At 49.2% G+C, this 12,345-nt stretch carries 10 protein-coding genes, 2 rRNA genes, 1 pseudogene and 1 riboswitch; of the genes and pseudogenes, 7 read left to right on the top strand and 6 right to left on the bottom strand.

Going from position 1 to position 12,345, the window contains the following annotated elements; genetic code table 11:
* Nucleotides 1-70 precede the first annotated feature (70 nt).
* On the bottom strand, nt 71-2,059 hold the full coding sequence (locus WFI24_RS03405; protein WP_336758794.1) for a glycoside hydrolase family 127 protein: 1,989 nt from the start codon (nt 2,057-2,059) through the stop codon (nt 71-73).
* A 205-nt stretch (nt 2,060-2,264) separates the two neighbouring features.
* Nucleotides 2,265-2,367: riboswitch (TPP riboswitch) on the top strand.
* A 161-nt stretch (nt 2,368-2,528) separates the two neighbouring features.
* Here WFI24_RS03405 and WFI24_RS03400 point away from each other — a divergent pair.
* The 7 genes and pseudogenes from WFI24_RS03400 (at nt 2,529) to WFI24_RS03370 (ending at nt 8,759) form a co-directional block, all read left to right on the top strand.
* Nucleotides 2,529-3,293 (top strand): ABC transporter ATP-binding protein, encoded by a 765-nt coding sequence (locus WFI24_RS03400; RefSeq protein WP_336758793.1) that lies wholly within the window; start codon nt 2,529-2,531, stop codon nt 3,291-3,293.
* Nucleotides 3,283-4,086 (top strand): ABC transporter permease, encoded by an 804-nt coding sequence (locus WFI24_RS03395; RefSeq protein ID WP_336758791.1) that lies wholly within the window; start codon nt 3,283-3,285, stop codon nt 4,084-4,086. Before WFI24_RS03400 ends, WFI24_RS03395 begins: the two co-directional genes overlap by 11 nt.
* Before the next feature lie 38 nt (nt 4,087-4,124).
* Nucleotides 4,125-5,198, top strand: a complete 1,074-nt coding sequence (locus tag WFI24_RS03390; RefSeq protein WP_336758789.1) for an ABC transporter substrate-binding protein — start codon at nt 4,125-4,127, stop codon at nt 5,196-5,198.
* A gap of 216 nt (nt 5,199-5,414) precedes the next feature.
* Nucleotides 5,415-6,233, top strand: a pseudogene (gene thiM / locus WFI24_RS03385) (hydroxyethylthiazole kinase); the annotation flags it as partial.
* The gene (thiD, locus tag WFI24_RS03380; RefSeq protein ID WP_336758787.1) at nt 6,230-7,042 is read left to right on the top strand and encodes a bifunctional hydroxymethylpyrimidine kinase/phosphomethylpyrimidine kinase; all 813 of its coding nucleotides are present in this window, start codon (nt 6,230-6,232) and stop codon (nt 7,040-7,042) included. The pseudogene thiM and the gene thiD, both read left to right, overlap by 4 nt.
* Nucleotides 7,042-7,707 (top strand): thiamine phosphate synthase, encoded by a 666-nt coding sequence (thiE, locus tag WFI24_RS03375; protein ID WP_336758785.1) that lies wholly within the window; start codon nt 7,042-7,044, stop codon nt 7,705-7,707. Before thiD ends, thiE begins: the two co-directional genes overlap by 1 nt.
* Before the next feature lie 308 nt (nt 7,708-8,015).
* A complete protein-coding gene (locus WFI24_RS03370; protein WP_336758784.1) occupies nt 8,016-8,759 on the top strand; it encodes a MerR family transcriptional regulator in 744 nt (247 codons plus the stop codon).
* Between the two features lie 364 nt (nt 8,760-9,123).
* On the opposite strand, the gene WFI24_RS03365 is transcribed toward WFI24_RS03370, so the two are convergent.
* From WFI24_RS03365 to WFI24_RS03345, 5 genes are all read right to left on the bottom strand, one after another.
* Complete coding sequence (locus tag WFI24_RS03365) at nt 9,124-9,606, bottom strand: hypothetical protein (protein WP_260870971.1); 483 nt, start codon at nt 9,604-9,606, stop codon at nt 9,124-9,126.
* A gap of 282 nt (nt 9,607-9,888) precedes the next feature.
* Nucleotides 9,889-10,545, bottom strand: coding sequence for a deoxynucleoside kinase (locus WFI24_RS03360; protein WP_336758781.1), 657 nt, complete (start codon nt 10,543-10,545; stop codon nt 9,889-9,891).
* Nucleotides 10,542-11,165, bottom strand: coding sequence for a deoxynucleoside kinase (locus tag WFI24_RS03355; RefSeq protein WP_336759618.1), 624 nt, complete (start codon nt 11,163-11,165; stop codon nt 10,542-10,544). Before WFI24_RS03355 ends, WFI24_RS03360 begins: the two co-directional genes overlap by 4 nt.
* 245 nt (nt 11,166-11,410) lie before the next feature.
* A 5S ribosomal RNA gene (gene rrf, locus WFI24_RS03350) occupies nt 11,411-11,527 on the bottom strand.
* A gap of 81 nt (nt 11,528-11,608) precedes the next feature.
* A 23S ribosomal RNA gene (locus WFI24_RS03345) occupies nt 11,609-12,345 on the bottom strand; the annotation flags it as partial.

Here is a 12,345-nt window from a genome sequence, read left to right as displayed (position 1 = left end):
GACTTATAACCGTTCTTCATTCTTCCGTCTTATCTGAACGGAGTTCGCAACAACCGATTCCAAACCTGCTTCAGTCCCCGTGAATCACCTCCTTTCCATGTTGTTGCTGACCCTCTCCGTCCCACTCTCGAACCCAGACACTCATCTCGCCCTCTTCCCGATTCGCCCATGTAAAATAGGGAACGAATCGTAGCGTCACGGGTTGAACCTCCCGTCTCACATCACTGCGATATAGTTGAACTGCACCATCCTCATGACTTACGAGTCGCCTTGCTTCTATGGTAAGATCGGGAACACCCAACAGATTCACTCCCCCATGATTCACCTCAAATTCCGCTGATGCGGGTAATTCAATACGATATAATCCTGCACCGTTATCCGTTTCTTCAAGGCAATACATAAAGGGTCCGCGCTGAATGGCAACTTTACCAAACGTATCCCTGATGTAGTCATGGCCTCTCATGCGTAACACCTCCATGGGAAAACGTAACCTGATCTCATCTCCGGCTTGCCAGCATCGTTGCACTTTCATGTAACCGCATTCAATTATAGCGTCGTCTACATCTGCCTTTTCTCCGTTAATCCACAACTCCGGAGATACACACCAATCCGGTTTTCTTAATGCCATTGTGAATCCTGTCTCCTCCCCGGAAACAGACTCGATCCGGATAACCGCTTCTCCGTTGGAGGTATAGGTCGAGTTCATATTTACGGAAAAGTCCGTACCATTCAGCGTGAATGCTGCTTCGCCACCGATATACAATTGCACATACAGTGTGGATGCAGCCTCATCGGTGGTATACACATATTGATCCAATGAAGCCAGTAACCGTGCGATATTGGGTGGGCAGCAGGCGCAACCGAACCATCCCTGCCGACGTGTCCGCACATGTGCATAATTCGGATTCACCTTGAGCAGCTCCGGATCGGCTTCGAGCGGATTCACATAGAAGAAGCGTTGTCCATCCAGTGACATGCCGCTAATTACGGTATTGTACAGTGCTCGCTCCAATACGTCCGCATACTTGCTGTCCGGCTTGATCTGAAACATGCGTTTTGCCCAGAAAATCAATCCAATCGACGCACAGGTCTCCGCATAGGCAGTGTCTCCCGGCAGGTCATAATCCCCTGTGAATGCTTCCTCTTTGGCAGATGAACCGATGCTCCCCGTAATGTACATTCTCTTGTTGACCGTATTGCTCCATAATCGCTCACATGCTTCTTTCAGCGACTCATCTCCCGTCTCTGCCGCTACGTCTGCCACTGCAGCACACATATACACCAAGCGAACCGCATGGCCTTCCGCTGTATCCTGCGCTCGAATCGGAAGGTGAGACTGAGAGTAGCTATGACGGTGAACCATATCCAGCTCTCCAAAATGCACACTACGCCCACGCTTCTCCCATTCCTGCACAAAATAATGTGGACTGTTCCCCCGCTGCTCAAGAAAATAATGGCTCATATTCAGATAGGCCTCTTTCCCGGTGGTCTGATACAGCTTGAATAGGGCCAGTTCAATCTCCTGATGCCCATCATATCCAGGCAATTGTCCAGGTTCTGTACCGAATACCGTCCCAATATGATCGGCCAGACGAATGACCACATCCAGCAGATTACGCTTACCCGTTGCCTCATAATAAGCGACACCCGCTTCAATCATATGACCTGCACAGTACAGTTCGTGGCATTCCGCCAGATTCGTCCAGCGTGCTCCAGGTTCTTTTAGTGTGAAGTAGGTATTCAAGTAACCGTCAGCTTGTTGAGCCTGAGCAATGGTCTCGATGACCCTATCCACAATGCGTTCCAGCTCTGGATCTGGTTGGGCTGCAAGCAGGTATGACGCAGCTTCGATCCACTTGGCCACATCACTGTCCTGAAATACCATGCCATAATGCTCACCCTCTTCTTCACCCGCAGCAATGCGAAAATTATGAATGGCCCGGCTAGGTTCAGCCCCCTCGATGCGATCATTCAGTGCCTCCCATTGATAGGGGACAACCACGGTCCGTACCAGATCAACATAATGGGACCAGAACGGATCTTTTATTTTATTTCTCATCGGAACCTCTCCTTGTTCTATTCAATATCCTCATTTTACAAATCATTACAGGTCGATGAAATCATCATTTCCAACTGAAATTTGTATGATTACAACCTCACTCTCAGGTTCTGACTCCAAGTCCACCTCAAGAATTCCATCATGCTGCCTCTTTACAGTTCATGTTCAAGTGATATATGCTGAATACACAACTGCATATCTTGTACATTTGCACTAGGGGAGCCCTGCGGCTGAGACGAATATGACTATTCGGACCCTTTGAACCTGATCTGGATCATACCAGCGGAGGGAAGTGGAGCGGCCTTTTAGTAAGCGGAATTTTATCATGTATATGTGAAGATAAATTGCGGATCTAACTTACAGACCCACTCATTTCTCCGGAAATGGGTGGGTCTTTTTTGTTTCTTTTTGCGGAGTACAAGATGCCGTCGTTATTCCAGCAGTCTGACATCAAGGGGGTGAGGATCAGATGAACAACCATGTAACCATTCACAACGTAAGCTTCGCTTTTCCCGAAAAAAAGGATTCCCCCGTGCTCGCCAATGTGTCGCTTCAGGTTCAACAAGGAGAATTTGTCTCGCTCATCGGCTCCAGCGGATCAGGCAAAAGCACGCTCTTCAAGCTGCTCGCAGGCTTGCTTGAACCTACCGTCGGCACCATCGACATTGCCGATGTACCGCAAGGACAAAGGCTCGGACGAGTCGCTTATATGCCGCAGAAAGATCTGCTGTTATCCTGGCGTACCGTCATGGAGAACTGCATGCTGCCTGCCGAGCTGGCACCAGGCCGACAGGACAAGGACAAGCTGCGGGCCGACATCATGGTTGGATTAGCAAGATTCGGCCTGTCAGGTTATGAACATTCCTATCCGGATGAGTTATCCGGAGGCATGCGGCAGCGGGTCGCACTGCTTCGTACTTTGCTTACAGGCGGACAGCTCATGTTGCTGGATGAGCCCTTCGGTGCGCTCGACGCCTTAACCAAACGCGAAATGCATCGCTGGTTGTTGGAGCTGTGGGAGGGCTTTGGCCAAACCTTCTTATTTATTACACATGACATTGAAGAAGCCCTGCTGTTAAGTGACCGCATCATTCTGTTAACTCCAGGGGGTCAAAGTCAGCAACTGTTGGAAATGACGGTTCCTTTGCCACGTCCAAGGCATTCGGACCTGATCTACGAACCGGCTCTCGTGCAGATGAGGCAACAACTGGAGGAACAATTGCATGCAAAATGATAGAGCTGAGGTTAGCGTCTGGACGTGGTGTTCGAAGTGGCTTTCCCAATATGGTTTGTTTATTATGCTCATGCTCTTATTACTGGCGATCTGGGAAATGATTGTACGTATGGGATGGGTGCCTTCCTTCATCATTCCCGCACCCACAGCCATCGCAGGCTCACTGGTTGAGCATCGTCGTCTGCTGCTGACCCTACATCTGCCTGCTACCTTTATGGAGGTTGCTGTTGGTTTTGGCTTGTCCATAGTGAGCGGAATTATGCTGGCGACAGGCATGCATATGAACCGATCGATTAAAAAGGCCTTATATCCCTTCATCGTGATTAGTCAGACCATACCGCTGATTGCCTTGTCCCCCGTATTCATCCTGTGGTTCGGCTACACGCTGTGGAGTAAAGTCGCCGTGGTGTTCCTGATCGCATTCTTCCCCATTGTGGTCAGTACCTACGATGGACTCCGCCAAGGCGATCCGGAGCAGCGTGAACTGCTGCTCACCATGGGCGCTAGCAAATGGGATATTTTTCGCAAACTCCAGGTTCCACTGGCACTCCCTTCTTTTTTCTCGGGGCTAAAGATGTCTGTGGTGTACTGCGTGGTTGGTGCAACGATAGGCGAATGGCTTGGTGGCAGTAAAGGGCTCGGCTACTTCAGCCGCCGCATGTCCAGCAACATGAATACGGATGCGATGTTCGCCGCTATTGTGCTGTTATCCCTGCTGGGAATCATTTTGTTTGCACTGATTGCTTGGCTGGAGAAACGATTTAGCATACGGTGTCATGGAGAGAAAAAATAGCTTTACAAATCCAAACGATGAAATGAGGAAATTCATTTATGAATAACAAAGGCATATACTCCCTGCTTCCTATCATGCTCATCAGCCTGTTGCTGATCGTTAGCGGATGTGGTACCACAGGTGCTAGCAAAAACACGCCAACAACAGATTCGGTGACCAATGCAGAGCAAAAAGACTCGTCTGTAACAGAACCAGCCTCAGACACCAAAGATAAACTGTCCATCATGCTCGACTGGTACCCGAATGCAGTACATTCCTTCATCTACGTTGCTCAAGAAAAAGGATACTTTGCAGATCAAGGTCTCGATGTCGAAATTCAGATGCCTGCGGATACCAATGATTCGCTCAAACTTGTTGCTGCCGGGAAAATTGATCTGGCTCTAAGCTACCAACCCCAAATCTTGCTTGCGCGTAGTGAGAACATTCCTGTACGTTCCATTGCTGCTGTTGTTCGGCATCCGCTTGTGCATCTGTTGACCGAAGCCAATGGTAACGTGAATTCACCCAAAGATCTTGAAGGAAAGACTGTCGGCTATTCCTCGATTCCCCTGTATGAAGCGATGGTGCGTACGATGATTAGCCACGATGGCGGCAACCCCGACAACATGAATCTGGTCGACGTCGGGTTCGATCTGATTCCTTCGCTGGCTTCCGGACAGGCGGATGCGATTATGGGTGGTTTTATTAACCATGAACAATTGATTCTGGAGAAAGAAGGACATGCCATGAGATCAATTAACCCCGTCGATTATGGTGTGCCTGATTATTATGAATTGGTTCTGACTGCAAGTGAAACGGGCATTGAAGCGAAAAAGGACCAACTTAACCGGTTCGTCAAAGCGATCCAGGAGGGACAGAAATATGTAACGGAGCATCCAGAAGAAGCCTTGAATATTCTGCTCGCTCATGAGAATGAAACGTCTCCGCTGGACGCCGAGATCGAAACTAAAAGTCTGGCTATTTTACTGCCACTTATGAATGAAGAAGGTCAACCGTTTGGTCGGCAGGAAATGGAGTCGTGGGAGAATGTACGTGCATGGCTCGTTGAAAACGAATTGATTCCTGAATCAGTGAAAGCCGAGGATGCTTTTATTAATCTGCACGGAGAGTAACTAAAGAAGAAGCATAGGGAATCAAAGCAAAGTTAAATGCGCCTTAACATGTCTGGAATAGAGCATGGAGCGAGTCCTAACGAATCTGAGCGTCCTAATCAAGGATTTGAAGCGGTCTCAGAAATCTAAGAAACCTGAGATACGCTATATCCGAATAAACAGCCGTTTACAGCTTTTTGGTCAAAGGATTCAGGAACGCATACAAAACAAGGAGGAAATTATATGTCTTATCTGGAACGTGTTCGTACACAAAACCCGTTGGTACACAATATCACCAACCTTGTCGTGGCTCCCTTTACAGCCAATGGTCTGCTTGCACTTGGTGCGTCCCCTTTTATGGCCTATGCTCATGAGGAAGTTGCCGATGTCGCCAAGATGTCAGGAGCCGTGGTACTCAACATTGGTACACTCGATGACAAAGTCGTTCAGGCGATCCGATTGGCTGGTCAATCAGCTAATACACATCACGTGCCTGTTGTGCTCGATCCCGTCGGTGCAGGTGCAACCGCCTATCGTACAGAAACCGTTCAGATGCTCGTTCGTGAGCTACGCCTCACAGTACTGCGCGGCAATGTGGCGGAAGTCGCCAATGTCATCGGTGAGAGCTGGAATATCAAAGGTGTGGACGCAGGATCAGGTGAGGGTGACCGGATCGGCATTGCGGAGCGGGCAGCACATAAGCTCGGCTGTGTCGTGGTCATTACGGGGAAAGAAGATATCATTACCGATGGACAATCCACATTCCTCACGAGTAATGGACATGCCCTGCTCACTCAGGTCACGGGTGCTGGCTGTCTGCTAAGTTCAGTGATTGGCGCTTTTACAGCCATAGTGGAATTGGAAGCCGATCTTCTAGGCAGTGTTGTTGAAGCGCTTTCTTTTTATGGCGTAGCGGCTGAACTAGCGGCAGAGCACACGGCACATCAGGGCCCAGGCAGCTTTCAGATTGAGTTGTTGAATCAACTGGCACAAGTGACACCTGAACTCTTGGCAGAGCACGCACAGATACGTCAGATCCGTGGAGGTGCAGTATGAACATTGCTCAAGCGCTAACCATTGCAGGCTCTGATAACGGGGGCGGCGCAGGCATTCAGGCTGATCTGAAAACGTTCCAGGAGCTTGGGGTATACGGCATGACCGTTATCACGGCTATTGCTGCCCAAAATACTACAGGTGTACAGGGCGTCTTTCCCATCCCTTATGATGGCATTGCCCAGCAATTGGACTCGACCGGGGAAGACTTTCAGCCAACTGCGGCGAAGACCGGCATGTTATATAGTGCTGAGATTATTCGGCTCGTCGCGGAAAAATGGCAACAATACCGTTGGTCTAATCTGGTCATCGATCCCGTGATGGTCGCCAAAGGTGGTGCTCCTCTCCTTCAGCAGGAAGCTGTACAGGCGCTGGTCACAGAGCTATTGCCCCATGCCCTGATCACAACACCCAATATTCCGGAAGCAGAACTGCTCACCGGGATGTCCATTACGAATCTGAGTCAGCGGGAAGAAGCCGCAAGACGGATTGTACAGATGGGCTCGACGTATGCTTTGCTCAAAGGTGGTCATGATGAAGGAAGTGGCATGATCGTGGATGTGCTCTACGATGGACAGTCTTTTCATTATCTGGAGAATGTTCGTGTGGTAACACGTCATACGCATGGAACGGGATGCACATACTCTGCTGCCATCACCGCAGAGTTAGCTAAGGGTTCATCGGTTCTGGCTGCCGTTACGACCGCGCGAGCCTTCATTCAGGCAGCCATCGAAGATGAGCTGGGGATTGGGGCTGGACATGGACCAACGAATCATTTTGCGTATCAGCGCAGACAGCGAGGTGAGCAGTGATGCGCCCTTGGGATGCAGAAGCCGTACGACGCGCGATGCAGGTGTATTTGGTGATGGGCAGCGTCAATACGACGCAAGACCCGGTGGAAGTGCTGCGCCAGGCCATTGCTGGCGGCATCACGCTGTTCCAGTTCCGTGAAAAGGGAACTGGCGCCCTGGTTGGCGAAGCTCGCAGCTTGCTTGCACTGCGGCTTCGCGAGGTGTGCAGCCAGCACGGGGTCCCGTTCATCGTAAACGATAATGTGGAGCTGGCTGTAGCGGTGGAGGCCGACGGCGTGCATGTCGGCCAAGATGATGCGGACGCGGCGCTGGTACGCGCCCGCATTGGAGATGGGCGGATGCTTGGCGTATCCGCCCACTCTGTTGATGAGGCGCGCCGTGCGGTGCAGGCGGGCGCCGACTATCTTGGCGTCGGGCCCATGTACCCGACGCGCTCCAAAGCGGATGCCCACGCTGTGCTGGGCCCCGCAGGGGTAGCGGAACTGCGCGCCGCAGGCATCGCAGTTCCGATGGTGGGTATCGGCGGCATTACGCCCGATACCACGGCCGCCGTGATGGCGGCTGGAGCCGACGGCGTAGCCGTCATCTCCGCCATCGCGGGCGCGGCCGATGTGCGCGCAGCGGCTGCGCAGTTCGCTGCGGCAGTGCGCGGGATGCAGGCGTAGCCATGCTCTCCCTGCACTGCCAGCCCGTGGGCTGCACCGAATGCATATGTGCAGCCCACACAACTGCTCGCTCTCCTCTCCATAACAGAGGAGCCTCACAACACCCCTGCGGTGCGGCAGTCTATGTCTTCGACTCAGAAGCGCTTCCGCTCCCCTAAAGTGACTAATACAATAATCTAGTCACTTCTAGCTCCCTAATCCATGATCAAGATGCAGCCTCCATGCTCGCATCTTGTTTTTTCATTTTCAATTGTTGACTCTCACGTAACGTGACACTGTACAATCGGTGTTGTAAGGAGGTTTTACACATGGCCATGAAGGTAAAAGAAGTTGCCGAACTCGCCTCGATCAGTGTGCGCACACTGCATCACTATGATGAGATCGGACTATTAACCCCGGACGAAGTGACTTCTGCCGGATATCGATTATATTCAGATGCCAATCTGGAACGGTTGCAGCAGATTTTGTTTTTCAAGGAACTCGACTTCTCTCTGAAGGAGATCAAAAACATTATAAACAACCCCTCCTTCGATCCGGAGGAAGCGCTAAATATGCATCGATTAATTCTATTGGAAAAGCGTCAACGCTTGGACCAGATGATCGCTACGATTGATAAAACAGTTTTACACGTGAAAGGAGAAATTAAAATGACAGCCAAAGAACAATTCGAAGGATTTGATTTTAGCCAGAATCCGTACGAACAGGAAGCGCGGGAGCGCTGGGGAGACCATGCCGTTGATCAGGCAAACCAGAAGCTGCACAGTCAGTCGGGCGAGAAGCAGAAGGCTCTATCCGATCAAATGAATGAAATCTACAAACATCTGGCTGCACTTCGTCACACAGAACCAGCATCTGTGGAGGCACAGGCCGGCATCAAAGAATGGTACACCTGGCTGAACCAAATGGGAAGCTACTCACCTGAAGCCTTCAGAGGACTCGGTCAAATGTACGTGGACGATGAACGCTTCACACGCAATATTGATCAGTTTGGCGATGGTTTGGCAGTATTTATGAGAGATGCCATGGCTGTATTTGCGGATCAAAACAAATAATATAGACTGTCTGAGCCCATTGCAGTATTATTCATCTCTATGTCCATATTCAACTCCATAGTCATCAAGGGAGACGTCCTAATTCATGCTGTTTCAATAATCATGCACACGATATCAATATTTCCGACATTGCCGCCCATATACAAAAGGGACGTACGCCCTCAGGCATCACGTCCCTTTATGTATCCAAGTAACTCAGCCGCAATGTGAACAACTCATATTGGTGTTCACTCTGAGCACTTTATGAATATCTGCTGTTACCTTTACGCTCTCTCCGTTGTTATTGCCAACGACAAGTGCAGCATAAAGTAGATTGCTCTTTACTACGTTTTTCTTCCACTTCCTACGTCCAATGTCTATCGGATTAAGCTCTAGGTGCGTGATCCGATGACGACGCGTCCGAAGCCAGGCTGGTTCTCGCCATACGGCCAGGAATCTGCCATGCAGACACAATCGCAAGCACAATGAATAACAAATCAATCGGTTGACTGAAATAATCCTGGAAGGTTTCCACAAACGCACTGATCATCTCGCTATCAAACACGAGTTCCATTACGCTTACATCACCAAACAGTTCCGAAGTAAAGTATACCACCGTCAGATATTTACCCAGCAAAATGCCTACGAGAGCAAAAAGTACAGCTATGATCTTATGTACTGTCGCAATTTGTTTGTTCGAGAACAATACAACTGCGTAGCCCGTGAGCGCTCCAATCAAAATGGCAATAAGTCCTACCTCATACTCGGTCATTGCAGCAATGGCTGCCCATACAATGCCTCCCAGAATGGCTGCAATTAAGCCACCAATGATCGGCATACCGATTTTAATTCCTTGTTTCTCTTCCACGTTGTCTTTCCCTCCTGAGTCATGCTTATGCTAATTTTCCAGAAATCACCTTTCCTATGAAACCACAAAAAGACCTATTTTTCAACAACTTTCTACTTTTAGTGACCATGTATCCATTATGTTAGAATAGATATATTAGGTATCCATTTCCATATTTACTTAGAAAAACGATGTTACATTTGTTCAAAATGCATCCCAGGCACTCTCATGATACGAAAAAACATCCCTTTTAGCAGCCTAATGGCCATGAAAGGGATGTTTGTCTTTGTTTGCATCTTATTTTTACATTTGAGGTTCCTTGGAAGGCTGAATGACAGCTGCAATCTGTGCCAAAATGGCATCTACCGATGCCGGATCATGCACATCATACTCATCAATGTTCAGGCGCAACACAGGGCAGGCCGTAAACTGATTAATCCATACCGAATAGCGCTCATGCATGTGCTCCCAGTATGAACGATCCGTTTGAATCTCCATCTCACGTCCGCGTTCTGTAATGCGGCTCAAAATCGACGGCAGGCTGCCTTCCAGATAGATCAATACGTCTGGATGTGGAAAATAAGGTGTCATCACCATCGCTTCAAACAAACTGCTGTATGTCTCAAAATCGGTAGCAGACATGGTCCCTTGATCCGCATGCATCTGTGCAAATATGCCTGTATCTTCGTAGATGGAACGATCCTGTACGAATCCTCCACCCAGTTCAAAAATCTTCTTCTGTTCCTTAAAGCGCTCTGCCAAGAAATAAATCTGCAAATGAAAGCTCCAACGCTCGAAATCATGATAGAACTTCTCCAAATAAGGATTGTGATCGACTTGCTCCAGAGAGGTCTTGAAATTCAAACGCTGTGCAAGTGCAGCTGTTAATGTGGATTTGCCCACCCCAACCGTACCTGCTACCGTAATTAATGCATTCGATGGAATGCCATAGTTATTCATATGATATACTCCTTTACCTGATTAACAATCTGCCTGAAGTGCTCAGGATGTTCTACAAAATCGAGTTGCTCCGCGTCGACTTTAATGATTACTGGCGGATTCGAGCTTTTGGCCAGATAGTCCATGCCTGTTTTGTAATCGACGATCAGTTGTTCCATATATGCCGGGTCCATATCCTGCTCAAATGAGCGTCCACGCTTGTTAATGCGGTACATCAACGTATCGAGTTCAGCTTCAATATAGAGCACCAGATTGGGCTTCGGCAGATCATCCGTTAACAGATGATAGATTTGACGGTATTTATCCCGTTTCGTTCCCTTTAAGGTACGCTCCGCAAAAATCAAATTTTTATAGATATGGTAGTCCGAAATAACAGGGGTATTCTGCTCTACGTAGTGAGCCCCCGTGTCTTCCAGTTGTTTAAATCGATTACACAGAAAAAACATTTCCAATTGGAAACTCCACTCGTCGATATCCTGATAAAAGGAAGCCAGAAATGGGTTCTCTTCTACGATTTCTTTAACCAGCGGAAGGTTCAATTCATGGGAAAGCATCGTTGCCAGCGTTGTTTTCCCCGCTCCGATCGGACCTTCCACGGCAATAAACGGGGCTGATTTCATCGTGTTCACTGTTCCTCCTCGTACTTATGCGTGTTTCCGTTTCTATATAGACCTCACCTATTGTATCACAGCTTTATGGATTGGGACGCCAGTATTTTATGTATAAAACAAGTCAAATCGGAACCAATACGATGCAAACCTTCTGTCACATACGTAATTAGTTTCTATCTATTAAAATAACGCGGTATACACAATATAATAAAAAAAAAAGACACACTCGATATCATCAAGTGTGTCTTCATATTGCTTGGCGGCGTCCTACTCTCCCAGGACCCTGCGGTCCAAGTACCATCGGCGCTAGAGGGCTTAACGGTCGTGTTCGGGATGGGTACGTGTGGAACCCCTCCGCCATCGCCACCAAACGCATAGCTTAGCTTACATTTCAGAGTTGTTGTTCTCTGAAAACTAGATTCGAAACGAAACATGCGAATTACAACTTGCTATTGGATAAGCCCTCGACCGATTAGTACTGGTCAGCTCCATGCATTGCTGCACTTCCACCCCCAGCCTATCTACCTCGTCGTCTTCAAGGGGTCTTACATACTGGGAAATCTCATCTTGAGGGGGGCTTCACGCTTAGATGCTTTCAGCGTTTATCCCTTCCGTACATAGCTACCCAGCGGTGCTCCTGGCGGAACAACTGGTACACCAGCGGTACGTCCATCCCGGTCCTCTCGTACTAAGGACAGCTCCTCTCAAATTTCCTACGCCCACGACAGATAGGGACCGAACTGTCTCACGACGTTCTGAACCCAGCTCGCGTACCGCTTTAATGGGCGAACAGCCCAACCCTTGGGACCTACTTCAGCCCCAGGATGCGATGAGCCGACATCGAGGTGCCAAACCTCCCCGTCGATGTGGACTCTTGGGGGAGATAAGCCTGTTATCCCCAGGGTAGCTTTTATCCGTTGAGCGATGGCCCTTCCATGCGGTACCACCGGATCACTAAGCCCGACTTTCGTCCCTGCTCGACTTGTAGGTCTCGCAGTCAAGCTCCCTTATGCCTTTGCACTCTTCGAATGATTTCCAACCATTCTGAGGGAACCTTTGGGCGCCTCCGTTACTCTTTAGGAGGCGACCGCCCCAGTCAAACTGCCCACCTGACACTGTCCCCGCACCGGATTACGGTACCAGGTTAGAACCTAGATACGATCAGGGTGGTATCCCAACGTTGCCTCCA

The sequence above is a fragment of the Paenibacillus sp. USHLN196 genome, assembly GCF_037144955.1.
Classification (GTDB): domain Bacteria; phylum Bacillota; class Bacilli; order Paenibacillales; family Paenibacillaceae; genus Paenibacillus; species Paenibacillus xylanexedens_C.
The sequence above is the reverse complement of the archived record's forward strand: the minus strand, read 5'-3'. Positions and strand labels throughout refer to the sequence as shown.